Source organism: Enhygromyxa salina (assembly GCF_000737335.2).
GTDB lineage: Bacteria > Myxococcota_A > Polyangia > Nannocystales > Nannocystaceae > Plesiocystis > Plesiocystis salina_C.
Genome location: NZ_JMCC02000080.1, coordinates 1 through 24,993 on the forward strand (window position 1 = coordinate 1; position 24,993 = coordinate 24,993).

18 protein-coding genes and 1 pseudogene are annotated in these 24,993 nt (G+C 66.6%); 6 read left to right on the forward strand and 13 right to left on the reverse strand.

Annotated elements, in window-relative coordinates; all coding sequences use genetic code 11:
• Positions 1-589, forward strand: a pseudogene (locus tag DB30_RS27440) (hypothetical protein); the annotation flags it as partial.
• 166 nt (positions 590-755) lie between these two features.
• Here DB30_RS27440 and DB30_RS27445 read toward each other — a convergent pair.
• The gene (locus DB30_RS27445; RefSeq protein WP_052554325.1) at positions 756-2,357 is read right to left on the reverse strand and encodes a hypothetical protein; all 1,602 of its coding nucleotides are present in this window, start codon (positions 2,355-2,357) and stop codon (positions 756-758) included.
• Between the two features lie 109 nt (positions 2,358-2,466).
• The gene (locus tag DB30_RS41710; RefSeq protein ID WP_205633078.1) at positions 2,467-3,633 is read right to left on the reverse strand and encodes a hypothetical protein; all 1,167 of its coding nucleotides are present in this window, start codon (positions 3,631-3,633) and stop codon (positions 2,467-2,469) included.
• Positions 3,634-3,764: 131 nt separating this feature from the next.
• Between DB30_RS41710 and DB30_RS27455 the strand changes: the two genes are divergently transcribed.
• Genes DB30_RS27455 through DB30_RS27465 form a run of 3 tightly spaced genes read left to right on the forward strand, consistent with a single transcriptional unit; the run spans position 3,765 to position 7,040 of the window.
• On the forward strand, positions 3,765-4,640 hold the full coding sequence (locus DB30_RS27455) for a hypothetical protein (RefSeq protein ID WP_052554329.1): 876 nt from the start codon (positions 3,765-3,767) through the stop codon (positions 4,638-4,640).
• Positions 4,641-4,642: 2 nt separating this feature from the next.
• A complete protein-coding gene (locus DB30_RS27460) occupies positions 4,643-5,056 on the forward strand; it encodes a hypothetical protein (RefSeq protein ID WP_052554331.1) in 414 nt (137 codons plus the stop codon).
• A gap of 52 nt (positions 5,057-5,108) precedes the next feature.
• Positions 5,109-7,040 (forward strand): right-handed parallel beta-helix repeat-containing protein, encoded by a 1,932-nt coding sequence (locus DB30_RS27465; RefSeq protein WP_052554333.1) that lies wholly within the window; start codon positions 5,109-5,111, stop codon positions 7,038-7,040.
• 21 nt (positions 7,041-7,061) lie between these two features.
• Here DB30_RS27465 and DB30_RS27470 read toward each other — a convergent pair whose 3' ends face one another.
• From DB30_RS27470 to DB30_RS27485, 4 genes are all read right to left on the reverse strand, one after another.
• Positions 7,062-7,205 carry a hypothetical protein gene (locus tag DB30_RS27470; protein WP_153258421.1) on the reverse strand — a complete coding sequence of 48 codons (144 nt, stop codon included), beginning with the start codon at positions 7,203-7,205 and terminating at the stop codon, positions 7,062-7,064.
• A gap of 78 nt (positions 7,206-7,283) precedes the next feature.
• Positions 7,284-8,771 (reverse strand): YfdX family protein, encoded by a 1,488-nt coding sequence (locus tag DB30_RS27475; protein ID WP_052554335.1) that lies wholly within the window; start codon positions 8,769-8,771, stop codon positions 7,284-7,286.
• A 201-nt stretch (positions 8,772-8,972) separates the two neighbouring features.
• On the reverse strand, positions 8,973-10,814 hold the full coding sequence (locus DB30_RS27480; RefSeq protein ID WP_052554337.1) for an ABC transporter ATP-binding protein: 1,842 nt from the start codon (positions 10,812-10,814) through the stop codon (positions 8,973-8,975).
• 104 nt (positions 10,815-10,918) lie between these two features.
• Positions 10,919-11,188 carry a GIY-YIG nuclease family protein gene (locus tag DB30_RS27485; RefSeq protein WP_052554339.1) on the reverse strand — a complete coding sequence of 90 codons (270 nt, stop codon included), beginning with the start codon at positions 11,186-11,188 and terminating at the stop codon, positions 10,919-10,921.
• Between the two features lie 42 nt (positions 11,189-11,230).
• On the opposite strand from DB30_RS27485, the gene DB30_RS27490 reads away from it, so the two are divergent.
• Positions 11,231-12,040 carry an SDR family NAD(P)-dependent oxidoreductase gene (locus DB30_RS27490; RefSeq protein WP_052554341.1) on the forward strand — a complete coding sequence of 270 codons (810 nt, stop codon included), beginning with the start codon at positions 11,231-11,233 and terminating at the stop codon, positions 12,038-12,040.
• 215 nt (positions 12,041-12,255) lie between these two features.
• Here the strand turns inward: DB30_RS27490 and DB30_RS27495 are convergent, their stop codons facing one another.
• The 4 genes from DB30_RS27495 to DB30_RS27510 form a co-directional block, all read right to left on the reverse strand.
• Positions 12,256-12,993, reverse strand: a complete 738-nt coding sequence (locus DB30_RS27495; protein WP_052554342.1) for a hypothetical protein — start codon at positions 12,991-12,993, stop codon at positions 12,256-12,258.
• 299 nt (positions 12,994-13,292) lie between these two features.
• Positions 13,293-13,754, reverse strand: a complete 462-nt coding sequence (locus DB30_RS27500) for an AgmX/PglI C-terminal domain-containing protein (protein ID WP_146660865.1) — start codon at positions 13,752-13,754, stop codon at positions 13,293-13,295.
• A 19-nt stretch (positions 13,755-13,773) separates the two neighbouring features.
• Complete coding sequence (locus tag DB30_RS27505; RefSeq protein WP_052554346.1) at positions 13,774-15,582, reverse strand: bifunctional aminoglycoside phosphotransferase/ATP-binding protein; 1,809 nt, start codon at positions 15,580-15,582, stop codon at positions 13,774-13,776.
• A 15-nt stretch (positions 15,583-15,597) separates the two neighbouring features.
• Positions 15,598-16,299 carry a CBS domain-containing protein gene (locus DB30_RS27510; RefSeq protein WP_052554347.1) on the reverse strand — a complete coding sequence of 234 codons (702 nt, stop codon included), beginning with the start codon at positions 16,297-16,299 and terminating at the stop codon, positions 15,598-15,600.
• 56 nt (positions 16,300-16,355) lie between these two features.
• Here DB30_RS27510 and DB30_RS27515 point away from each other — a divergent pair, with 56 nt between their 5' ends.
• Complete coding sequence (locus DB30_RS27515; RefSeq protein WP_240480343.1) at positions 16,356-17,354, forward strand: ATP-dependent 6-phosphofructokinase; 999 nt, start codon at positions 16,356-16,358, stop codon at positions 17,352-17,354.
• A gap of 1 nt (position 17,355) precedes the next feature.
• Here the strand turns inward: DB30_RS27515 and DB30_RS41715 are convergent, their stop codons facing one another.
• From DB30_RS41715 to DB30_RS27530, 3 genes are all read right to left on the reverse strand, one after another.
• Positions 17,356-18,084 carry a hypothetical protein gene (locus DB30_RS41715; protein WP_205633079.1) on the reverse strand — a complete coding sequence of 243 codons (729 nt, stop codon included), beginning with the start codon at positions 18,082-18,084 and terminating at the stop codon, positions 17,356-17,358.
• Between the two features lie 120 nt (positions 18,085-18,204).
• A complete protein-coding gene (locus DB30_RS27525) occupies positions 18,205-18,672 on the reverse strand; it encodes a hypothetical protein (RefSeq protein ID WP_240480344.1) in 468 nt (155 codons plus the stop codon).
• A gap of 72 nt (positions 18,673-18,744) precedes the next feature.
• The gene (locus DB30_RS27530) at positions 18,745-24,948 is read right to left on the reverse strand and encodes an AAA family ATPase (RefSeq protein WP_146660867.1); all 6,204 of its coding nucleotides are present in this window, start codon (positions 24,946-24,948) and stop codon (positions 18,745-18,747) included.
• Between the last annotated feature and the right edge of the window lie 45 nt (positions 24,949-24,993).

A 24,993-nucleotide genomic window follows, 5' to 3' on the forward strand; every position in this document is an offset into this window, starting at 1 on the left:
GATCCGTGAAGGTTTGCTGGTTCTCGACCACGAAAACATGCCGCGGATCAGCGATATCGAGGAAGCCCGATTACGCCCGGCGTGGGCGGTGCTCTCGGCGGTGATCCACGCGATCAACGGTGACTACGGGAGCGCGCGAATTGCCTTTGAGATGGCGCTGGAGCTCGCGGATGAACGCCGCTGGCGCTACGCTGCGATCATCCTGAGCGCCGTCCCCAAGCACGAGGCGGACCAGATGAAGGAAGGGATGAACATGGAAGAACAGCACAAACTGACCGAACTCGAATACAACAGCATCGCGTACCACGACGGGTTGGACCGCGGTAAGCTCGAGGGTAAGCTCGAGGGCAAGCTCGAGGGCAAGCTCGAGGGCAAGCTCGAAGGCAAGCTCGAGGGTAAGCTCGAGGGCAAGCTCGAAGGCAAGCTCGAGGTTCTCGCGGAGCTCTTGTTCACGATCCTCGAGCTGCGTGAGCTCCCGATCGACGCGGCGACCGGGGCCAAGATCCGAGAGTGCAGCGATCCAGATCTGCTCGAGCGCTGGGCTGCCCGCGCCAAGCAGGCAAGCGAGACCGCGAGCATATTCGTCTGACGCATGATCGCGAGCCGTCGGCCTCGCTTGGGTGGACCGACCGGCGCGCGCCCCTGCTTCATGCGCAGGTCCATTGACCCGAGCGCCGCGATCACCTCGTCGAGCTTGGCCTCGAGGGCGAGATGATCTGGACCAGGTCGTCGGCCGGCGAGAGCGAGGTCGACGCCTAATCGTTGGGGATCCAACCCGGTACGCCCAGATCCGGCACCTCGATGCTCCCTGGGCCGAGCAGATCCTCGATAACCCAAGGGTCGTCGGGCAACGGACCGAGGCGCGCGTAGCAGCGCCCTTCGGGAGCGACCTGCAGGCCAGCTCCGTACCCAAGCTCGACGTAGGCGTTGTCCTGGGGCCGCATGATCTGGGTGGAGCCGCCGAGCAAGGCCTCCATTGGTGGCGGATCCCAGACCCCGGGGCAGCTGCCGGTCTCGTAGGCGGTCAGCCAATAGGTGCCGTCACGCATCCCGAGGAAGAGGCCGGCGAATTGACTGACCGGCAGGCTCAGCTCGGCTGGCGCCCAATCGTCGTTGGCGCCGACCAGCTCCCAGATGTTCGCGCTCGCAGCGTCACGCCAGATCGTGAACAGCTCGCCCTGCGCCCCGACGACGGGCAGCGTCACACAGCCAGTAGCCGAGTGCCCCTCCGGTGGGATCATCAAGACGTCGTTGCTGGTGTCGTCCGCGGCCAGGTGCAAGTAGCGGTGCTGCCCGTTGTTGCTCAGCCGCACCAGGACGTCATGGCCATGACCGCGCAGGGCCATGAGGCTGACGCTCCAGCCGTTGAGTAGGTAGGGATCGAGCTCCGGCCACGGTCGCAGCGTGACCTCGTTGGCGTGCTGCTCGACGACGTGGAGCTCACCGTTGATCGAGCTGAGGTAGATGAGCAGCGACTCGGATTGCAGCCATATGCTGTTGTAGTCATCCCAGATCGAGTGGGCCAGCCCAACTTGCTGTTTGGTGACCACATTGCGGAATCGGGGGGAGCTCTCGCCAACCTCGATCGCCATCCAGTCGTCGGGCATGACGGGGCCGGCGGCCACGCCGTTGAAATGATCGACCAACCCGTCGGGCCCGAGCACGCGCGAGTAGCTGTTGTCGGACTCGTTGTAGGGTGAATAGGCGAAGAAGGCCGCGCGCCCATCCGAGGCCACATAGGGCGCTCGTCCTTCGGGCTCCCACTCGTCATCGGCGAGTTCCCACACGACCGCCCCCGTGTCGCGGTCGTAGACGCGGTAGTGCGCGCGAGTGTGCTCGGCGCCGCCAAGGTCGTCGTAGACCCCGACAAACAGCGACTCACCCCGCGCGTCCATGATCAGGTTCAAAGCCGCGTCGTCGGCCGCCGCGGGCAAGCTGGTGTCGAGCTCGCTCGTGACCCCGTCGCTGCGCAGCAGCGAGACCGTGAGGGTGTCCTCGTCCAACAGGGCCATGATCCCACGCCCCGGCTCCCAGCCACACAGGCCCTCGGGCTCCTCGCCCGTGTCCGTCTCGCCCGTGTCCGTCTCCCCCGTGTCCGTCTCGCCCGTGTCCGTCTCGCCCGTGTCCGTCTCGTCGGTGCTCGAGTCGGTGTCGGTCTCGGTCTCGCCGGTGCTCGAGCTGGTGTCGGTCTCGGTCTCGCCGGTGCTCGTGCTGGTGTCGGTCTCGGTCTCGCCGGTGCTCGAGCTGGTGTCGGCCGGCTCTTCAGTGCTGCTGGTGTCAACGCTGGTCTCCGATGTCGAGTCGGAGACCTCGCCGCCCGGCTCGACGCAGCCGCCCACGGCGGCGACGCTCAGCACGAGCGAGGGAACAATGAGCCAAGACGCTCGCTGCGGTAGTCGTGAGTATGGAGACATTCAGGCTCTGCAAACTGAAGTGAGTCGTGGACGTGCGCGTGACGGATCGTGGCTACTGCGGAAGCACCGAGAACACGCCAGCACCCCACCACGCGTGGTTGGTGTTGGCGACGACCTGAACCTGGCCGCCGTTGGGGTCGATCTCGAGCACCTGGCCACCGGCGTTGAACCCGAAGATCTTGTCTTCCCAGCCGGCCAGGCCGTAGAGCGAGCTGTAGCCGACGGTCGTCGCAATCTCGCCCAGCACCATGCCGTTGGTTGGATCGGACTCGACGATCACGTCACCGTTGTTGACGCCCGGCTTGTCGACCGCGCCGAAGGTGCCGGTGCCCTGAATCGAGAACACGTCGCCGGAAGAGGTCATGCCGCCGCCGTACTGGCCGATCAGGTTGAGCTGGGCCTGCTGGTTGACGATCGTGACCTCGTACCAGTTGCCGGTGTTGGCGATGCCGATCAGCGTGTCGTCGTCGGGGTCGATGGTCCCGGGCGGGACCATGGTGAGCCCGTTGAAGCTCGACGGGAGATCACCAAGGTAGAGACAGGCCGCGTTCGCGGGGTTGCAGACGAAGATGTCGTTGAAGGTGACCGCGTACAGGACACCCCAGCGATCGATCGCGATGTCAGTGACCGAGCCCTGGCTCTGGTTGAAGCTGAACTGACCGATCTCGACGATCTGGTAGCTGAACGGGTCCATCGTGAACAGCCGCGAGCTGGTGTGCGCGTAGACCAAGTTGGGCTGCGCGCTGCCAGGCAGGTTTGGATCGTCCGGGAATGGATCGTCTGGATCGGGGACGCCGTCCATGTCGCTGTCCAAGATGGGAGGATCGCCGTCGCCATCTCCGTCGCCGTCGCCGTCCCCGTCCCCGTCCCCGTCCCCGTCGCCCGTGTCACCGTCGCCATCCCCGTCCCCGTCCCCGTCCCCGTCGCCGTCTCCGGTGTCGTCACCGTCCCCGTCCCCGTCCCCGTCCCCGTCGCCCGGATCCCCGTCCCCGTCGCCATCCCCGTCGCCGTCGCCCTCGGCCTCGGCCGAGTTGCCCTCCATCGTGTCGCCGTCTCCGTCACCGTCCCCGTCTCCGGTGCTCGTCGCCGTGTCGCTGCCGTCGGTCGACATCCCGTCTGCGCCGCCGTCGTCCGTGCACGCGAGCATCAAAGCCGCGGACGCACAGAGGGTGACGATCAGGTTTCGAGAGGCCAATGGATAATTTTTGGGGTCAAGCATGTCTGAGCTCCTGAGTTCAACGCCGGCGTCAGGCCGGCCCCTGATGCTACGACAACCCGCAACGTGGCTGCCAATCAAGTTACAAGCGGTCAGGGTTGGGCGAAATCCGTCGCGGACGTATCATCCACGGCGTGCGAACCACGCGACAGCTCGCGATCGTGCTGGCTCTGGTCATGACGCCCAGCGCCGCTCTTGCCAAGGGCGGCCATTCGCCCGAGGACGCGGCGGCCCAACGGGAGCAGATCGAAGCTGGCCTGGCTCAGGATCCAAGGGCCGCCGTCGCGGCCCTGCGCGACGCCGGTGAGGAGCTCGGCGATCCCGAGCTGTTCTTGCTAGCGGCCACCCGCGCCCGCGACGAGGCTCGGTCGAGCCGTGACCCCGAGCTCGCGCTCGAGGCCGAGTCGCTCGCGCTGGTCGCCCAGGACATTGGCTCATACCTCTCCGATGACGACAACTACAGCGCGACAGACTGGCGGCCGGTCACGCGCGACCGCGCCGCGGACTTGGCCGGTGAGGCAGGCAGCTTGGCAACGCAAGCCCACGAGCTAGCCGAAGAGATCGAGGCCGAGCGCGCCGCAGCTGCAGCCGCGGCCGAGCGCGCCCGGCTCGAGAGCCTCGCCAACGCGGACAAACCCAAGCGCGAGCTCAAACCGGGCACCGGGTTGATCGCCGGGGGCTCTGTCGCGCTGGCCGTTGGCGCGAGCGGGATCGGTCTGCTCGGGGCCGGGATCGCCATGGGCCAGGCCAACCAGCGCGAAGCCGAGAGCCTGAGCTTGCCCGCCGAGCTCGCGCGTCTCGAAGAGCTCGACCGCAAGGGCGCGACCGCCAACACGCTGGCCTACGTCGGCGGGGCCGTGGCTGCGGTCGGAGTCGGTGTTGGGGTTGCGCTGATCGTCGTGGGCGTCAAGAAGCGCAAGGCTGCGGGCCCGCAGGAGCAGGCCCATGTCCACATGAGCGGGTGGTTCGATCACAACGGCGGCGGCTTGGCGCTCCAAGGAAGGTTCTAAGCATGGGTACGCTCAAACTACTCACGATCGCGGCCGCTGCGTTCTCGGCCTTGCTCGCGCCCGCGCCCGACACCGACGAAGACTGCGGCAACGAAGTGTGTGTGTACGGCACCGGCGGCGGCGCTGGCACCTGGAAGCCGGGCGAACGCATGAGTCGCGGCAAGCGAAACAAAGAGGCCAAGGCCAACCGCAAGCGTAAAGATGTCGCGCTGAACGTGGTGCTCGAGGGTGGGCGCGGGAGCGTGTTCGTGGATGGGCGCTACCTCGCAACGAGTGGCGACCATGCGCAGCGGGGGGTCAAGCCGGGCCGGCACGAGATCGAGGTTCGGGACGCCGGGCAGGTGATCACCTTTGGTGTGCTGGTGGTCTCGCGCAAGGCAACCGCGGTCGCGCTGGTCGTCCACGCAGACCGCTGAGGCTGGCTTCGCAGGGCTTTGATCGCTCGCTCGACTCGTATATAGATCGCCGATGCATACTCACCTGTGCGTCCCCGCCTGTGCGCTGGCCCTGGCCCTAGCTGGGTGCCAAGAGCCAGGCGAGACAGCGGAGACCAGTCAGGCCACCGAGACCGCGGATACGACCGCGGACACTGGCGAATCCAGCGATTCCAGCGATTCCAGCGACTCCACGACCGGGGACCCGACCGAGGGCCCGAGTTGCGGTGACATGACCTGTGACCCAGACGAGACCTGTGAGAGCTGCCCGGGTGATTGTGGCCCGTGCGACGAACCCGTCATTACAGAGTGTAACGATGGTATCGACAATGACGGAGATGGCTTAGTCGACTGGCAATTCGACGTTGGCTGCTGGAGCGACGCCGACACGACCGAGGCCAGCGCCCCGCGTGACCAGGAGAACGGGTTCACGACCTTTGATCCTGGCCCCGACTCGCTGCTGATCTACGTGAGCTCGAGCGAGGGTGACGACGCCAACGACGGGCTCACACCCCAGACCGCGGTGGCCACCCCCGCCCAGGGCGCCAAGCTGGTCCGCGACGGCTTTCACGACTTCTTGCTGTTCAAGCGCGGCGACAGCTGGCGGGGGATGGACATCGGCGCCAACTCTGTCGAGCGCCGCTTCAAGTCGGGACCAAGCCCCGACCAGCCACTCGTGATCTACAGCTACGGCGACTCGCGCGAGCGACCGCGGCTCGAGATCGACAAGGCATTCGTCGACGACGACGGCAACCAACGCAGCAACCTGGCGATCGTGGGTCTGGCGTTGATCTCCTACCCCAAGATCCCCGGCGACCCCGAATTCAACGGCGCCGATGGTGGCGCGCTGCGCTTCGTCGGCACCGGCCAGAACATCTTGATCGAGGACAACTACGTCGAGTACGGCGAGTTCATCGTCCAGAACGTGAGCGAGGTCGAGGTCCGCCACAACGTGGTCTACCGCAGCTACCACGTCGGGACCTGCCTAGACGGCAACCCCAACGGCGATCCAACCTATCGCCCCTCGGGCATCTTCGCGGGTGGGGTCAATGGGCTGCTGATCGAGAGCAACGTGTTTGACGAGAACGGCTGGAACCCCGACGTCCCCGACGCCTGCGCGACGATCTACAACCATGACATGTACCTCTCGGGCAACCACAACCTCACGGTCCGCGACAACCTGATCCTGCGGGCGTCGAGCATCGGCATCAAATTGTCTTCGGGCGGGCTCGCCGGATCCAGCCAGATCCTGATTGAGGACAACGTGTTCGCAGAGGGCGAAATTGGCGTCAGCATGGGCGGAAACGCCAACACCGAGCATCGCTTCACCGACGCGGTCATCCGCGACAACGTGTTCACGGATATCGGGCGGTCGCAACCAACGGGGCGCACGCTCACCTGGTACATCGACATCATCGACAATGACGGAAGCGAGATCCGCGACAACCTGCTGGTCAACCAGCCAGATCTTGGCAACGCCTATGGGATCCACCTGTCTGGCGGGTCCAACCGCGAGGTGGTCGTCGCAGACAACGCGATGTTTGGACTGAAGCGCCGGGCGATCTTCGTTGACGCCCAGAATTCATGGTCGAGCATCTCGTTCACCTCCAATCGCGTGGTCGGCGACGCGGACCAGAGCTGCCTCGTCGATCACGAGGGTGGCTTCGCCGCGTTTGACTATGGGTCGAACGAGTATTTCAGCCCCGCGTCCCCCAGCGCGTGGTTTTGCATCGATGGCGCCAACCACAACATCAACGAGTGGGCCGCCAGCTCGGGCGAAGTCGACGCGAGCGAGATCAACGTCAACGTGGAAAACCGCAACCTCGACGACTATGCCGGGTCCCTTGGCTTCGAATCAACGCTGGCCGGCTTCGCCGAGCAGGCCCGCATGCAATCGCGACACACCCACCGCAGCGAGCTGACGGCCGCCGAGGCCGGAAACTACATCCGCGACGGCTACCTCTGACCCGAGCATGTAGCCCGCTGGTCACTCGCGCTCGAGCTCGTAGAAGCGACTGGGCCCGAACTCGCAGGCGTCGCCGCGCATGTGCAGGCATAGCGCGATCGGAAACAGCTTCGACCACGAGCGCCAGCCGTGGCCGCCACGGTACTCGAGGTAGTGGTGGGGCACGCTCGCGGCCTCGAGCCTAGCCCACGGGCTCCTAGCCCCAAGTCCCTCACCTTTTCCAATTCAGCGCTCGAGTCGGGGCTAGCCCTGACTCGGTTGCTTGTTCTTGGGCGTGGGCTTCGCCTTTGGTTTGTCCGCGGCCTTGTCTGGCGCAGCTTGCTCCGCAGGCGTCATCCCAAGGTCGAGCATCATCATCCTCAGGTCAAAGCCGATCCGGCGCAGCTCCGCTGCAATCTCGTCAGCCTTGCGCGACTTGGCGGAGTCGAGCTTGGCCAGCTTCTCGACCCGACCGAACAGTTCAGTAAATTTTGGCTTGGTCGTTGGTGCTGCCTTGTCGCGCGCGCTGGCCAAGATTGACTGGGCGTGCGCGAGGTGGTCGGCCGCTCGCATGCTCCGCGTCGCGTCCGACAGCCCTTCGCTCTCGGCGATCTCGAGCCACATCAGGGCGTCGACCAGGGCCACGAGCTCCTGCTCCTGCCTCGAAGCCATCACGGCCTGCATCGCTTGGCGGCGGACCAGGCTCATCGCGTGACGCTCGACCCGCGCAAATGCCTCGAGCTGCTTGGTGTCCTTTGCGTCGCCGCGATCGAGCCCGGTACGCAGCGGCGCGATCTCTTCGAGCAACATCGCCACCAGCTTTTTCTCTTGCGGATCGCCCTGGTCCTCGGCCAGCGGCCCAAGCTGATCCGCGGCGGCAGTCAGCGAGCGCTTGGCCTCCGCGAAGTCGCCCCGCTCAACGGCGGCGTGGGCGTCTTTCACCAATTGATGGGCCTGGAACTCTGGCGTGCTGGCGACGATCTGAATCACACCGAATGACGCGCCCGCGCGCACCAGTAGATCTTTGGCCTGGCCAAGCTTGCCCTGTTCCAGCAATTGCTGGGCGCCGAGCACGTGAATCTGTGTCGTCGCAATTGGCAGGTCCAGCTCTGTATAGATCAGGCTGCCCTCGATGAGCGCGAGGTCCTCCGACTTGTCGGCCTTGCTCACCGTGTCTGGCTGTTGCCCTTTGCGTAGCTCATGGCGGGCTTTGATGTCTTCGCCGTGGGCGTTGATCTTGGTCCACATCGCCAACAGCGGGACAGTGTCAAAGGCCGGCTCGGTGGCCGCAACGGCCAGGGTATGCTTGCCGCGCCACACCTCCACGAGGATGTCGACATTTGGTCGGGTGGCTTTGATCTTGTCGAGCCCCGCCGCGGCCTTCGTGAGCGACTCCTTGGCCGCGTCGGCCTGCTCGGCGTCGAGGGCCTCGACCGCCTCACCGATCGCCGTAGCCACCTCGCGCCCGGTCTCGACCAAGATCTTGGCTGACGGGTCCTCGGCGGGGGCGGCGACCTCTGCGTCGATTGCTGCGGCATCAACCGTCTTGTCCGGCGTGTCCGTGCCCGGCTGGCCCGCCGTGGCCTCAACCGTGATTGGCTTGTCGTCGGCTGGGGGCTCGGGTGCCTTCTTGCCCATCTCCGACGGCGTTGACTTGGACTTGCCGAGTTCACTGGGTTTTTCACAACCCACGAGCGCGAGCAGCGTCGCGGTGAGGACACTGGTCGACAGGATCGAATGCGAGGATTTCATGGTGATGCCCTTCGTTCATCCCGAGGCTAGCGCCACTTGCCCCATTGACGAGCGCCGCGTCGCGCAAACATGAGACATGCACACAGACGCGCCGCGCCAGATTTACTGCTCTCGCCCGCTGCCCACGGTGCGCCCGAGCACGAACGCCGCCCGGCAGTGGGCCAGCCATTTCACCAAGCTAACGCGCGGGTCAAAGCCGGCTCAGCTCGCCGCGCGGTCGGGCTCGAGCGCGGCTTGGCGGGCGACCAGCCGGGCATAGTTGCCGCTCTGGCCCATCAGCTCGGTGTGGGTGCCCGACTCGACGACTTGGCCGTGGTCGAGCACGACGATCCGATCCGCGTCGCGGATCGTGCTGAGCCGATGCGCGATGACCAGGGTCGTGCGGCCCTTTTGCAGGCCTTCGAGGGCGGCCTGAACCAGGTGCTCGCTCTCGCTGTCGAGCGCCGAGGTAGCCTCGTCGAGCAGCAAGACCTTTGGATCACGCAGGATCGCCCGGGCGATCGCCAAGCGCTGGCGCTGGCCACCGCTGAGCTTGACCCCGCGCTCACCGATGATCGTGTCGTAGCCGTCGGGGAATTCGCGCACGAAGCCGTCGGCGTTGGCGGCCTTGGTCGCGGCGATGAGCTCCTCGTCGGTCGCGTCGAGCCGACCGTAGCGGACGTTCTCGCGGATCGTGCCCGAGAACAGCACCGGGTCCTGCGAGACCTCGGCCATCGCCCCCCGCAACGACGCAAGCTTCAGATCACGAATGTCGTGACCATCGAAGGTGATGCGGCCTTGCTGGGGATCCCAAAACCGCAGCAGCAGCCGGCCAATCGTGGTCTTGCCCGAGCCGCTCGAGCCGACCAGCGCGCAGACCTGACCGGGGGCGATGCTGAGCTGCAAGTCGCGGATGACCTCGAGATCGCGGTCGCCGTAGGCAAAGGACACGCCCTCGAAGCGGATCTCACCGCGAGGATGGCTGAGCTCGATCGCGTTGGGGGCGTCCTCGATCTCGGGCGGGCTGTCCAGAATCTCGAACAGGCGAGCCGTGGCACCCAGCGCTTGGTTGTAGCTGCCAACCACCCCCGCGAGGCTGCCAACCCCGCCAGCAACGGCGAGCGTGTACATGAAAAATTTACCGAGCTCGGCCGGCTCGATCGCGCCGTTGATCACCATGTGCCCGCCAAGCCAGAAGATCCCCGCGATCGCCCCAAACGCGAGGAAGCTCGCCACCGACATGAACCAACTGCGCGCGCGGATCTGCTTGACGAACAGCTTGAACGCGCGCTCGATGCCATCGCCGTAGCGCTCCGCCTCGTGATCTTCGCGGGTGAACGACTGCACGGTGTCGACAGCCGACAGACCTTCTTGCAGCTGACCGGCCGCCTGCGCGAGCTGATCTTGGGCCTGACGCGCGAGCTTGCGGATCACCCGACCCCACAAATTGGCGGCGATCACCAGCGGCGGGACCACCAACAACATCGCGCCGGTCAGCTTGGGGCTGACGAGCAACAACATGATGATGCCGCCAAACAAGGTCAGGATGTTGCGCAGCGCGAGGCTGAGATCCTGACCGATCACGCTCTGCAGCCGGGTCGCGTCGTCGGATTGGCGCGACAACAGCTCACCGGTGCGGTTGGAGTGGAAGTAGCGCTGCGTCATCGTGAGCAGGTGGCGGTGGACCTCGCGGCGCAGATCCGCGACGACCCGCTCACCGACCCAGCTCATCAGGTAGTGGCGGACGAAGGTGAACACCGACCCAATCGCAAACACGCTGACCAACACCAGGGTGTTTTGATTGAGCGAGGCGGCGTCCTGCTCGGCGAACGCGTCACCCAGCAGCTCGCCGAAGTACCACGGGTAGACCAGCCCAAGCGCAGAGCCGACGACCAGCGAAGCGATCGCTATCGCCAGCCGACCCTCGTAGGGCTTGGTGTAGCGAAACAATCGGAGCAGCCGTCGCCACGGCTTTTGCTCGTCGATCGCGGCGTTCTCCTCGATCTCCCCCCTGCCCGGTCGATCGTCCTTGCTCGGAGACTGCGCGCTTTCCTCGCTCGCCATGCGGGGCAGCCTACCTCCCACGCTGCGCGAGTCGACTGTTGTCCCCCCGGTCTGGGCGGGTTTTGGCGACCCGCGGTGCGAGTAGGGTCACCACTGGCTGGCGCTCACTCGGACGGGTCGGGCTCCCAGCTCCCGCGCCGCGCGCCACGGCGACGCTTGAGCTGGTACTCGTGTGCGGACGCCTGGCTGCGCGAGTACGGGCCCCAGCTGCGATCGAGTGTCCACGGTCGACCGGCCCGGGTCGACTTGGCGCCGCCGTCCTGCTCGCCGTTGTGCTGCGCGAGCCGGCGCTCGAGCTCGGTGGTGATCCCAACGTAGGTCCGGCCGCCCGCTGATCGCAGCAGGTACAGCCACCAGCGCGGCTCGTCACTCACGGCGCGAGCTTAGATCGTTCAACGCGTTTAGTCTTCGCGTCGATGCCGATCGATCTTCATCAACGCAAGGTGCTGCTGACCGGCGCGTCTGGAGGGCTTGGCGTCCACGTCGCGCGCGCGCTCGCTGGCGCGGGCGCCCACCTGATCCTGACCGCCCGCGACGCGGACAAGCTCAGCGAGCTCGCGGCCGCGTGCGAGCGCGCCGGCGCGCAGGTCAGCGTGATCGCGGCCGACCTCGCCAACCCAGACGATCGCGCGCGCTTGATCGAGTCCGCGGGTGAGATCGACGTGCTGATCAACAACGCCGGGGTCGAGTACACCCGGCGCCTGCTCGACCAGAGCGACGCGCAGGTCCACGACCAGATCGCCCTCAACCTCGCGGTGCCGATCGATCTCACCCGCCGCGTGCTGCCCCCCATGCTCGCCCGCAAGCGCGGGACGATCGTCAATATCTCGTCGATGTCGGGCAAGGGCGCGACCCCCTACAACAGCGTGTACGCGGCGACCAAGCACGGCCTCAACGGCTTCACCACCTCGCTGGGCCTCGAGCTGCACGGCACGGGTGTCCACGTTGGGGTGGTGTGCCCAGGCTTCGTGTCCGAGGGCATGTGGGGGCGCACGGGTATCCGGGCGCCGCTGGCCTTGCGCGAGGTTCGGCCGCAGAAGGTGGCGGCAGGCGTGATGAAGGTGCTGCGCGGGGCCAAGCAGGTGCTGGTCACCGAGGGACCCGTGCGGCCGCTGCTCGCGTTGGTCGAGCTGTTTCCAGGGATCGAGGCCCCGATGCTGCGAATGACGAACATCGTGCGCACGCTCGAGCGCCGCGCCGACGCCCTGGACGCAGCGCAGGACTGAGGGATTGGACGCGAGTGCGTGACCGCGCAGCTCCGCAGCTGGCTCCGGGGCTCACGCGGGCGGGACCATACAGATGCCGATGTCCTCGTACTCGGGCGGCGCGACGAGGTCCACTGGCAGACGCCATCTGCGGACCCCGTAGATCCATGAACGCAACATTCACGCGATGCACCTGGCCAGCAATGACCAGGCACATCGCGCTGCGCTGTCTCGGCTCAGGGGTTTGAGACGCGGCCGCGGACCTCCCACAGTCCGCGACGGCTGTAGTTCCCGAAGAACGAGATCTCGGCGGGGGCGGGCAGCAGCTGCCGCATGTCCCACATGAAGACCTCCATACCCAGCAGATCATCTGGGTTCAGCATGCTGCCCAGGTTCTGCAGCGGCCGTTGTGCCCCCAAGATCGCCGCCTTGACCTGGCCGGGAAGCCCGGTGCGCATCAGCGGCGAGAGGCAGTTGTGAACATCGACCGGCTCGAAGGCGGGCCGCCCAAACGGCGAATCCATCTTGTTGTTGATCATGTGCTTCAGCTGGCTATCGATCAACATTCGCATCGCCACGTAGCCGGCGGCGACGCCACCGTTCGTGTACCAGTCTTGCTCGAGCAACATCGAGATCACGCCGACCGAGGCCCAATTCGACGTTGGTGGACCCGCCGGGGTCAGGATCTTGTTGTTGGGGATCGGGATCTTCATGCTCCCAACCGGCGCTGGGATCGCGATGGTCTGCCCACGCCCGACTTGGGTGACGCCAAGGTTGCCGTGGTGTCCCGTGGCTGGGGTGTACAGCAGCGGATCCGTGGTCGCGACCCGGAGCATGTCGTTGGGGGGAACCCCTGGATCTTCGATGGGCGGCGAATCGAGGCCGAAGAAGAAGTTCCACATGTAGGGCTCGGCGCGGCCCCAGAAGTCCCCATCGCGGATACAAGTGAGGTTGTCCAGAGTGATCGTTGGCATTGTATTGGTCTTTCTCGCAACTTCCACGCGCCGATCCCGGGCGTGACTGAGAATTCAGCGCCGCTCGAAGTCGAACATCATTGTCGCGAATGTTCATATATGCGTGGCAGCCAGGCCCGGCACGCGACACGGCACGGCCAGCGACGTGCCGCCGACTCGACCTAATGCAACTCTCCCGATATCCGCGCCACGTGGGCCGACGACGTCGCCGGTAAAATGATCGCCGCGCTCGCAACGCCCAACGCGAGACAGCGCCGCACATGGCGGCGCTGTCTTTTGGGGAAACTCGTGGTGGGTGATCAACCGGCCGGAGCCAGGTTGAACTCGTAGCGCAAGCGCATGCCCGCTTCAGCTGGCTGGTCAAAGCCCCAGTTTGCGGCGGCGTCGCTGATGCACTGGACCAGCGCCTCATCGCTGATCGAGCTGCCGTCAACCGCGGTCACGGAAGTTGGGACCCCGTCGGCGCCAAACGTGAACTCGGCGTTGAGCTTGCCTTTGAGGTCGGGGTTCCCCTCGAGCGCGGCCACGTAGCAGTCGCTGACGTCGCTGAAGTGGTCGGTGATCGTCTCGTCGAAGCTGGCCTTGCTGAGGATCTGCGGGGCCTCGTCCTCGACTTCGGCGGGGGCGGGCTCGGGCGCGTCGTCCTCGTCGTCATCCCCCGCGGTCGCGTCATCGGGGGTGGTCGTCTCTTCCTTTTTGCAGCCAACGGTGCACAGCAGCGCGAGGGTGCAAGCGGCGGTGATCCAAGTGCGCGTGGTCATGACGCGCACAGGTGTACCACTAAACCAACCCGACTTTGGACAGCGCCCGCATGGACTCGGACAACAAGGTTCGCGCGGGCCCAGACGCGTCGATCACGTTGAACCGACACAGCAGCGGATCGACCGGCGCCCACTTGTCACGCAGGGCCTGATACACGTCCCAGTCGGCGTCTGAGGGATCCCCGGTGCGAGCCGCGAGCCGCTCACGGATCAGCTCGGCGGGCGCGTTGAGGACCAACAGGTGGACCGGGACGCCCCAGCCGATCGCGGCCTGGACAAACGCTTCGCGACGCCCGGCCTCGACGAAGGTCGCGTCGACGAGGGCCCGGCCACCGGCAAGGCACACCTCAGCGGCGCGCTCGAGACAGGCGGCGTAGGTGCGGTCGCTCCACTCGCTGGTGTAGATGCCTTGGTTGATCTGGGACCCCCGATCTTCCAAGGGGGATGCCCGCTCAACCAAGGGCATCCCGGGAGGTGTTGGGCTCTGGGCGGGGGATGCCCGCTCAACCAAGGGCATCCCGGGAGGTGTTGGGCTCAGGGCGGGGGATGCCCGCTCAAACGGATTGAGCCCAGCGAGTCGCTTGCGGACCTCGTCGGCGCGGATCCACACGAACCCGGCGGTCTCTCGCAGCGCTCGCGCCAACACGGACTTCCCCGTGCCCGGCAGCCCCGCGACGAGGACCATGCACGGGCGCGCGCTGGGCTTGGACAGCTCGACCAAGGCCAGGCGGGCGCGGGCCTCGGCTTTGGCTCGCGCGTGGCCGCGGGCGTCGTCGCCAAGCTCGGGCTCCGAGGCCGCCATCGCGGCGACCTTCGCCCGTACGGTGGCCCGATACCCGGCATAGAAGGGCAACAGCCGCTCGACGTCGGCGTCGCCGCTGGCCGAGATGAAGTCGTCCGCGAAGCAGCGCGCGAGCTGCCAGGCGCCGCGGGCCTGCAGGTCCATGATCAGGAACGCAATGTCTGCGACTGGGTCGGACCAGCGAAACCGCTCGGTGAACTCGATGCGATCGATGATCAGCAGCTCGCGCCGGCCGATCGCGTTCAGCAAGTCGTCGTCGATCAGCTCCGCGTCTTCGCGGCTGGCGTGGCCAAGGCTGTAGACGTGCTCGAGACGCAGATCCCCGTGGGTGTCGCGGATCGCCCCCGTCTCGCAGCGGGCCCGGATCAGCGGACTGACGCGGGCGAGCTCGGCCTCGGTCGCGGCACGCAGGCGCCCAAGCAGGTCGCGATCGATCGGCGCGGGCTGGCCAAATTCGGCGGCGACATCGAGCATCGCGTCGAGCTGCGCGAAATTTTCCTGCATGTTCTCGATGACGGTGTCGAGACCACCAAGCTGAGCCAGCTCCGGGTGCGCGGCCGCGTGCGCGGCCCCGTCGCGATAAAACCCAACCAGCGCCGCCGCCAGCCCCCACAGCTGCGGACGGCCGAGCTCCCCCCGCTCGAGCAAGCTGGCAAAGGTCGCGGACTCGGGCAGCCGCCGCATCCACACGCCCCACTCGATCACCTTGTCTGACCCATCGGGCCTGGGTGCGCGCTCGATCTGGACCACGCCGTCACGCCGAACGACAGTGACCAGCCCCCGGTAGACACCCGGCGCGAGCTCCTGATTGACCTCGAGCTCTGCTTCGCAGTCACGCCGGCGACCTTCGAGGGTCGTGAAGTCCAAGAACCCAAAGTCGACGGGCTTGTGGATCTTGAACACCTCGCGGCCGATCAGGAACACGACCGAGATGTGGGTCTGGATCACCTCTACGGTCGCGTCTGGACCGTGCCATGGGTAGGCGGTTGGCTGGCTCAGGGCCTTGATCAGCGCTTCGAGTTGCACGAGCGTGGCCGTTCTCTAGCGATCCAACAACACGTCGATCACGCTGGGACCGTCGGTCTGGGCCCCGGCAAATGACGCGCAGCGAAACCCGAGCTGACCGGCAGCGAGCCGCTCGCCAACGGGCTCCGGCAGGTTGTGCGCACCGGTGAGGAACGCCTGCAACCGCGCCGCGACGTCGTTGGCGGCCTCGGCCCACAGCACTTCGTCGCTGGCCTGGGCGTTGGTCAGCACCAGCATGCCGGGGCCTGATCGGGCGAACTGTTCAATGTTGGAGCGGGTCAGCGGCAGCGTGGGCGACCAGCTCATGCCGCTCTCGGGCTCTTGGTGGGGAAATGCAGGCGGGTGCGAGGGCGGCAGCCCAACCAGGCCGCGGATCACGTCGAGCGAGGACAAGAACCCGCACACGCGACCTTGGTCGTCGACGACCACCAGGTGGTGGTAGCGGAGCTGACCCATCTCGAGCCCGGCTTGCTCGATCGTGGTGTTGATCGAGACCGTCGCCGCCGGACTCGTCATGTGCTTCGACACTGGCTCGTCCCGCTTGGCGCGGGCGAGGTTGCGCAGCGAGACCAAGCCAAGCGGGACACGCCGCTCGTCCACGACCGGGGCGGCCGTGATGCCCAAAGTCAGGATCATGCCCAGCACCTCGCCCGACGGTTCGTGGGCGCGTACCGCATAGACCTCGTGGTTCATGACTGAGTCGATGCTCTCGCTCATGCTCGAGCGCGAGCGTAGCTCTTTTCTCGCGGCCGCGAGGCGTGTAAGCCTGCGCAGTGCAAGACCAAGCAAAGGCGATCGCAGTGCTGACCAGCGGAGGTGACGCGTCTGGCATGAACATGGCCATCCGCGCCGTGACGCGCAGCGCCCTCGCCCAGGGATGGGCCGTCTACGGGGTCAGCGAGGGCTATGCCGGGCTCATCGCGGCACCCGAGGAGGGCAAGATTCGGCGCCTGACCGCCCGCGATGTCGGCGGGATCTTGGGCTTGGGTGGCACGGTGCTGGGTAGCGCACGCTGCAAAGATTTCCATGACGCCAGCGTGCGCGCGCGTGGGATCGCCAACCTCGCCGCGCTCGGCGTCGACGCGTTGGTCGTCATCGGAGGCAACGGCTCACAGGCGGGCGCCCACGCGCTCCACGAGCAGGGCCTGGCGGTGGTCGGGCTGGCGTCCACGATCGACAATGATCTCGAGGGCAGCGACATCACGCTGGGGGCCGACACCGCGGCCAACGTCGCCGTCGATGCGGTCGACAAGCTGCGCGTGACGTCCAGCTCACATCGGCGCGCGTCGATCGTCGAGGTCATGGGCCGATCGTGTGGCTACCTCGCGTTGACGGTGGGGCTGGCGACCGGGGCCGAGGCGATCGTGCTGCCAGAGCAGGATCTTGGGCCCGACGAGGTCGCGCAGCGGATCGCGAGCGCCTACGACCGCGGCAAGCACCACGCGATCGTGATCGTGGCCGAGGGAGCGCGCTACAACGCGGCCGCGCTGGCCGAGATCCTCGAGCGCGAGCATCGTGAGCGCGTCCGGTTTGACATGCGGGTGACCGTGCTCGGCCACATTCAGCGCGGCGGCACACCAACCGTGTTTGACCGACTGCTCGGCGCGCGGTTGGGTGCCCACGCGATCGACTGCCTCGAGCGCGGCGAGCACGGGGTCTTGGTTGGCCTGCGGGGCAACGAGGTGGTGACCACGCCGCTCGCGGACGTGGTCGGCAAACAAAAGCCCTTGGGCCTCGAGCTCGTCGAGCTGGCGCAGACGCTGGCGCAGTGAGCTACGGATCGGGCCACATGCACGAGGGCGCGTTGCCCTGGAAGCCTGGGAAGCACTCCATGTCCATCGGGCACGGGTTGCCAAAGCTGCAATTGATCGCGGGGGTACAAAAGCCGCTGTTCTGCCCGTCGCCAGGCAGGTTGGCGCAGCCATCTTGGTCGCTGACGTCGCACTGCATCTGGCCCTGACACGCCGTCGTGCACAAGCTCCAAGGCTGGTTTTGGCTGGTCCCGGTCACGCAGACCTCACCCGGGGCGCAGTCGTCATCGTCGCCGCTGGGGCACGGACCGTAGGGCACGTCGCCATCGCCATCGCCGTCGCCGGTGGGATCGCCGTCGCCGTCGCCGTCTCCGTCTCCGTCACCGGTGGGGTCGCCGTCTCCGTCTCCGTCTCCGGTGGGGTCGCCGTCTCCGTCGCCCTGCGCCGGGCCGCACACGCCGCCGTCGCACATCAGGCCGGGGTCACATCCGCCGCCCGGTGTGCAGGGGCAGCCGTCAGAGCCAACGACACAGCCGGAGTCACCGTCGCCACCTGGATCGCCGTCGCCGTCGCCGGTCGAGGGGTCACCGTCGCCGTCGCCGGAGTTGCTGGCACTGGACTCGCCAGTGTCGGCGGTTCCTGCAGTGCCGTCCGTACCCGTGCCGTCACTGCCAGTGCCAGTGCTGTCACCGCAGCCCAGGCTGAGCGCCAAGAAAATTGAAGTTGTCCCAACGAGCCATGAAATTCGCATTGCGGGACTGTCTCGCGAAATCGAGCGTCGCGCAGCAAGATTTTGGCACCAGGCGACGGGAGATCACCGCGAGCTTCACGCGAATTTCAGTGGGGGGTCGGGCTTGCCCCGATTTTTCGACTATTTGGACCCGAAGCGTTTGTTGGTCTGCTCGTCGGTACGCGAGGAGCTCTCGATGATCGCCTCGTAGACCGCGTCACCTTCGAGCCCTTTGCCGCGGTTCTTGTCAACGAGATACTCGAGCGTCGGGCCGTCAGGGTTGCCGTATTTGGCCTGATCCCTGGCCCGCAGCGACTCGACCTCGGCCTTGTTGGACATCTTGTTGCGGGCCTCGCTCCGGGCGTCGTGGCGTATCGAGTAGGCCTTTTGGGCCCGCTGTTCGGCGCTGAGCCCCTCGGCCAGCCAAGCCTGATTCTGCTCCGGGATCGTCGCGACCTGGGCGTTGTACCAGTCGCGGACCTCCGCGTTGGTCATCGCGCCGTCGCTGGTGACGGCCTGGCCTGCTGGTGCGCCGCCGCTGCTGCAGCCGAAGCTGAACATCGCAACGAGCAGGAACACCACAAACGAGCGGACGCGCATCCCCAACATCTGCGCGAGTATACGGGTTTGTGAGCTGCCTGCCCGGGGTTTTGGCTCGGGCGAGCGGCTTCCCGTTCACACCTATTCGTCGAGGGCTTCGCGGACCTTGCGAGCCAGCGAGTCACGCGTGAACGGCTTGGTCAAGAACGCGCGCGCGTCCTTGTCCCCACCGAGGCCCTTGATCGCGTCCTCGGTGTAGCCCGACACGTAGAGCACCGCCATGTCGCGGAACTTCTTGAGGACCTCGTCGATGACCTCGCTGCCGCTGATCCCCGGCAGCACGACGTCGGTGAGCAGCATGTCGATCCAGTCGGTCTCGGCGGCGATCTTCAGCGCGTCTTCACCGTTGGCGGCCTCGAGCACCGTGTAGCCTTGCTGCGTGAGGATCGTGATCATCAGCTTGCGGACGCTAGCTTCGTCTTCGACCAACAAGATGGTCTCGCGCCCGCCGGGGATCTCTTCGGACTGGTTGCTGTTCGTCGCGTCGAGCACGGCCTCGACGACCGGGAGGTAGACCGAGAAGGTCGTGCCCACGCCGAGCTCGCTCTGGACCTCGATGAAGCCGCCGCTCTGCTTGACGATACCGTGGACCGTGGAGAGCCCCAGGCCCGTGCCCTTGCCCGCTGCCTTGGTCGTGAAGAAGGGCTCGAAGATCCGCTCGCGCGTGGCCGCGTCCATGCCCGCGCCGGAGTCCTTGACCTCCAGCGTCACGTAGAGGCCGGGCTCGCGGTTCTCGTGGCGCCATATCTTGGCCGGGCTCAGCTCCGCTTGCGAGGTGCGCACCCAGATCTCGCCGCCTTCGGGCATGGCGTCGCGGGCGTTGACGACCAGGTTGAGGGCGACCTGCTCGAGCTGGCCCGGATCCACGCGGATCCAGCCCAGGCCCTCGGTCAGATCGAGGACCAGCTCGATGTCCTCGCTGATCAGCCGGCGCAGCATCTTGCTCATGCCGCTGACGCTCTCGTTGAGATCGAGCACCCGTGGCGACAGGAACTGCTTGCGGCTGAACGCGAGCAGCTGGCGGGTCAGCGCGCTGGCTCGCTCGGCGGCGTCCATGACCTCGTCGAGGGCGTCTTCGGCCGGGTACAGCCCCTCGCGCGCCAGCTCGGCGCTGCCCAGGATCACGCTCAAGAGGTTGTTGAAGTCGTGAGCAACGCCACCCGCGAGAGCGCCGACCGCCTCCATCTTTTGCGACTGGCGAAGCTGGCCCTCGAGCTGACGGTGCTCCGTGTCGTCGGTGCTGATCAAGGTGACGCGCGTGACCTCCGTGGCCTCCATGCCCTTTTGGTTGCCCAGGATCGGGCTGAGGCGGGTCGTCCACCACCGGCGATCTTCCTCGTCCTTGCCGAGCACCTCGGCCTCGAAGCTGTCGTGCTCGCCCGAGTCGAACACCTTGGCGATCGCGGCGTTGACCCGGTCCTGGTACTCGGGCGCGAACAACGTCGCCATGCGGCGCCCGATCAGGCCACGCCCCTCGTTGACGAGGCCTCGCCCCTCGTTGACGAGGCCTCGCCCCTCCCCGATGACGCCGCGCCCCTCCCCGATGACGCCGCGCCCCTCCCCGATGACGCCGCGCCCCTCCCCGGTGACGCCGCGCCCCTCCCCGGTGACGCCGCGCCCCTCGTCGGTGACGCCGCGCCCCTCGTGGGTGACGCCGCGCCCCTCGTGGGTGACGCCGCGCCCCTCGTGGGTGACGCCGCGCCCCTCGTGGGTGACGCCGCGCCCCTCGTGGGTGACGCCGCGCCCCTCGTGGGTGACGCCGCGCCCCTCGTCGGTGACGCCACGATTAATGAACTCGATGCAGCCGTCCCGATCGACGATCGCGATGTTGTCGGGTGCGTGCTCGACCAGCGAGGCCCACTGCGCCTCGCGGCCGCGTAGCTCATCGAACAGCCGCGCGCTCTGCAACGAGATCGCCGCCTGCGCAGCGAGGTGCTCGAGCACCTCGAGACGATCCGGCGTGAACACACCCGTGACCAGGCGGTTCTCGAGGTAGAGCACGCCGACCAGCTGATTCTGGCTGAGGATCGGCATGCACACGATCGACAAGACCTTGTTGGACGGCGCCCCAGGGCTGGTCCGGACGTCGAGATCTGCGCGCGCGTCGTGGATGATCCGTGGCTCGCGGGTGCGCGCGACCAGGCGAACGAGCGAGGTCGGCAACATCGCTTCGGCCTCGGCGAGGGGGATCGGGCTGGTGACGCGGCCGGTCGAGCCCTCGTTGTCGTTCTCCACGACGACGTACAGCGCACCCTCGAGATGCTGGACCAGCACGCCGCGTTGAGCCCCGGCGTTCTCGATCGCGGCAGCGAGCACGCGCGAGACAACCTCGTCGTGGCTCTGCCCGCGGGTGATCCCCAGGGTGCTCTTGAGCACGCTGGCGACGTCGAGCGAGGCGCTCATCGACGAGGTCGTCGTCGATACGGTCTCATTGATGTTGTAGGGGATCGCCGTAGCAGCCGACAAGAACCGCAGCTCTGGAAAATCCCGCTCGATCTGAGCGACCTTGCCGACAGCCCCCCACGCCTCGTAGAGGCTGTGCGCCCGCAACATCGGCGTGTGGGCGAGGCCCTCCCAGCCGCGCGCACCCATGAAATGCCCGAGCCGCTCCCAGGCCAGCGCCTCGATCTGGGGAAAGGACTCGTGGGCCTGGCGGGCGGCACGTTCGTAGAGATCTTGGGCGAGCTCGGTTCGGCCGCGCGCGAGCTCGGCCTCGAGCAGCAGGGCGTGAGCGCCAAGGTTGCCGTCGTAGACTGCGGCCCACTTTTTTAGCTGTTTGTGGCTCTTGCGAAGGATCTTGCGTCGGCTGCGGAGCTGATCTTCGCGGGCTTCGTCGAGGCAGATCGCGGCGGCGAGGCCCCGATAAAACACGAATTCGGGGAGCAGATAGAAGCCAAACAATCCCTCGCCGACCTTGTTGACGACGGACTCGGACAGGGCCAACGCGCGCTCCGGCTCACCTAGAAACACCAGCGGCTGCATCGCCCAGTTCACGGCCACGCAACGCGGGTAGAGCAGCGTGAAGTCGTCAGGGTCGAAGCTGTCGAGGACCTCGGCGCCCTCGAGCACCTCGGACATGCGGACCCGGACGCGAATGGCCTCGGCGAATTCGACCATGCCCGTGTTACTTGCGAAGCGAGCGGCCTCTTGCGCTTCGACACGCACGACGTCGAGCGGGCGACCCATCGAAGACTGGTATCCGACCCGGTGCAATGTGGCATAGGTCGCGTACTCGAGATCACCCTCTTCGAGGGCCAGCTCGAAGCTCGACTGCACCCCCTCGAAGCACTCTGCGTAGGGGCGCGTCCAGTGCAAGACAATGCTGTGCGCGAGCAATACCGTGATGCCGCGTCGCGTTGCGCCGGGCTCGTGGATCAGCTTCAGGGCGTGGTTGGCGAGTCCGGCGGCGCCGTCGTAGTCCCCGAGGGCTCCGGCCAATAGCATGCACACTAACGCCAAGTAGTATGAAAAACTGGACGTCCGTCCGATCCGTAGACTCTCGAGCGCCGCCAATACAATGATGACGGGGACGAGCGTTCCGCCGACCACATAGGCGGGTCCCACCAACTTCGCCAGCAACTCCATTCGCAAGCGCGCCGAGGGATCTTCACACGCACTCAAGTGATCGAGAGCACCTCGGTTCTTGGCCCGAAACGCCCACTTCATGCGGACCAGTGACGACACCACCGTGACGGGCCCCGGCGATGGGGACAACCGCACGCCAAGCTTTTCGAGCCCAGCGAGAGCCCAGCGGATCGCATCTTCTTGACGACTTGCGATCGTGCACGCTTCGAGCCGAACGAGGGCGACATTGGCGTAATCGAGCGGGCTGAGTGTGGGCCCCATGATCGCGTCGAAGAGTTCGGACGCCCGCTCGTAGTCCCCCATCAACGAGACACACCGAGCGTGTTGCACACCCAGCGAGAGCGCGAGCCGATCGCCATGCCCCCGTATCCTGGCCGACGACTTCCCGTCCCAACAAGCGTCCGCGCGCTCGAGCGCCCGGAGCCCGGCCTCGAGATGCCGCGCGGCCATCATGGAAGCCGACGCTCGCAGCCCAGCTTGGCCCGCGAGGAGATCGAGCTCGGCCAGCTCCCACAGGCGATCGGCGTCATCTTCCGTCTCGATCGTTCGGTTGAGGTGATCAACGATGTCGTAGATCCGCTCGTTGAGCTGGGCCTCGGGCGCGGTGTCCCGCAAGAACCGACCGATCCGTCGGTGGTAGTGCTGGGCGTGCTCGGGGTCGAGCCAATGCCTGGCGCCCTCCTCGATGCGATCATGCGTGAAGCAGACGACCGAGTCGGACAAGGTCAGCAAGCCCTCGTCGGCCAGCGAGGTCACGTCGGGCAGCAGATCGGCCGGCCGTCGCTCGAGCGCAGCCGCCAACCCGCTCAGATCGAACCGGCTCCCAGCGCAGGCCGCAGCGGCGAGCACTTCACGAAGCTCCGGCGAGAGCCGCTCGAGCTTGGCCCGAATCATGCCAAGCGCGTCGCTGGGGATCCCCGACTTGCGAACGGCGTCGGCGCTCCAGCTCCAACCCGTGGCGCCACGAGTGAGCGCCCCGTCCTGCTCGAGCAACACCAGCAGCTGACGGATCAGCAGTGGATTGTTGTCGGTGCGTCCAGCCAGCGAGCCCGCGAGCTCGGCCGCGCGCACCTTGTCGACCTTGAGCGCGTCGGCGATCAGCTCGCTCACCGCCGCGGTCGAGAGCGGGCCAAGCTCGAGCTCGACCGATTGTTCGACGCGCTTGGCGAGCACGCGCAGCGGGTGATCGTCGTCGACCTCCTCGTCGCGATAGGCGCCAATCACCAGCAGACCCTTGGCGTCGCTGGCAGTGACCAGCTGCTCGATCACCCGCAGGCTGATCGGGTCGCTCCACTGCAGGTCATCGAGGAACAACACTACCGGGTGCTCGGGCGCGGCGATCGTCGTTGCCAGCCGACCCAGCGCGACCAACAAGCGATTGCGTGACTCGAGCGCGCCGAGCTCGAGTGCGTCGGGCTGCGGACCCAACAGGTGCTCGAGCCCGGGGACCAAGGGCACGAGCACCGACGCCGTCGAGTCCAGCTCTTCGCTCAACCGCTGCTTCCAGGCCTCGAGTCGCTCCTCGTCTTCGATCAGCAGGCGGTCGACGAGACGCGAGAGCGCCTGGGTCACGCCCAGCAGCGGCACGTTGCTGCGAAATTGCTCGAACTTGCCAGCGGCGAAGTAACCCTCGCGGTCGGCCAGCTGGGGCTGCAATGACTGAATGAGCGCGGTCTTCCCGATCCCCGACGGACCGTGGAGCAGCAAGAACTCCACGCCGCCGGCGCAGGCCCGATCGAATGCTTGGGACAGACGCTCGACCTCGGACTTGCGCCCGTAGAGTCGGTCCGGCAGCTCGAGGCGCTCGGAGGCGTCGCCCAGGCCAAGCTCGAAGCTGGGGATCTCGAACCCACGTCGCTCTTGTTGGCAACGCTCGAGATCATGCAAGAGCCCCTGCGCAGATTGGTAGCGATCGATCGGATCCTTGGCCAGCAGCCGCGCGACCATGGCCGCGAGCACCTTGGGGATCTCTGGGCGCAGCTGCTCGAGCGATGGGGGCACCCGCGCGAGGTGAGCGTGCACCAGGCGCAGCGGCTCGGTGTCCGTGAACGGCGGACGGCCTGCCAACATCTGGTAGAAGGTCGCGCCGAGCGAGTAGAGATCGCTGCGGTGATCGACCGTGCGGGTCGTGCGTCCGGTCTGCTCGGGCGCCAAATACGGCAATGTGCCCGCGAGCACCCCCAGGTCGTAGATCTCACGGTGGTCGCGCTCGAGCGCCACCGAGATGCCAAAGTCGGCGAGGCAGATCTCGAGGGTGTCCGGGTCGACGAGGATGCTGCTTGGCTTGATGTCCCGGTGGATGACGCGGCGTGCGTGGACGTTTGTGAGGATCGTCGTGATCTTGACGGCGAGCACCAGGAAGGTCTCGATGTCGAGCGGGCGGCCGCCCATGAAGTTGTCGAGATCGACGCCCGGGAAGCGCTTGAGGATCAGGACGTGCTGCTGGCCTGCCCGCACCAGATCCACGGCCTCGACCGCACCGCCAACACCGAGCGAACTCAGGAGCCGATACTCGTGCTCGAAGTGTCCTTCGGCGGCGTCTTTGTCAGCCAGATAGAACTTGGCGATGACAGCGAGACCATCGCGGTTGCGCGACGCGTGATAGACCGCCGTGCTCCGCGTCTTTCGCAGCAACCGCTGGAGGTCGTAGCCATCGAGGAAGCCGAGCGAGGCCCCTTTTCGTGCCTCAGAGTGCGTCATCACTTCGCTCGTGGGCAGCAATGTATCCTCATTTGGCTGAGGTAA

What these genes read in the sequence shown, in the direction of transcription:
- DB30_RS41710 (WP_205633078.1), bottom strand. Translation starts at nt 3,633, where the DNA reads ATGCTTGACCCCAAAAATTATCCATTGGCCTCTCGAAACCTGATCGTC.
- DB30_RS27475 (WP_052554335.1), bottom strand. Translation starts at nt 8,771, where the DNA reads ATGAAATCCTCGCATTCGATCCTGTCGACCAGTGTCCTCACCGCGACG.
- DB30_RS27510 (WP_052554347.1), bottom strand. Translation starts at nt 16,299, where the DNA reads ATGAGCGAGAGCATCGACTCAGTCATGAACCACGAGGTCTATGCGGTA.
- DB30_RS27495 (WP_052554342.1), bottom strand. Translation starts at nt 12,993, where the DNA reads ATGCCAACGATCACTCTGGACAACCTCACTTGTATCCGCGATGGGGAC.
- DB30_RS41715 (WP_205633079.1), bottom strand. Translation starts at nt 18,084, where the DNA reads ATGCGAATTTCATGGCTCGTTGGGACAACTTCAATTTTCTTGGCGCTC.
- DB30_RS27465 (WP_052554333.1), top strand. Translation starts at nt 5,109, where the DNA reads ATGCATACTCACCTGTGCGTCCCCGCCTGTGCGCTGGCCCTGGCCCTA.
- DB30_RS27490 (WP_052554341.1), top strand. Translation starts at nt 11,231, where the DNA reads ATGCCGATCGATCTTCATCAACGCAAGGTGCTGCTGACCGGCGCGTCT.
- DB30_RS27500 (WP_146660865.1), bottom strand. Translation starts at nt 13,754, where the DNA reads ATGACCACGCGCACTTGGATCACCGCCGCTTGCACCCTCGCGCTGCTG.
- DB30_RS27460 (WP_052554331.1), top strand. Translation starts at nt 4,643, where the DNA reads ATGGGTACGCTCAAACTACTCACGATCGCGGCCGCTGCGTTCTCGGCC.
- DB30_RS27480 (WP_052554337.1), bottom strand. Translation starts at nt 10,814, where the DNA reads ATGGCGAGCGAGGAAAGCGCGCAGTCTCCGAGCAAGGACGATCGACCG.
- DB30_RS27525 (WP_240480344.1), bottom strand. Translation starts at nt 18,672, where the DNA reads ATGTTGGGGATGCGCGTCCGCTCGTTTGTGGTGTTCCTGCTCGTTGCG.
- DB30_RS27530 (WP_146660867.1), bottom strand. Translation starts at nt 24,948, where the DNA reads ATGACGCACTCTGAGGCACGAAAAGGGGCCTCGCTCGGCTTCCTCGAT.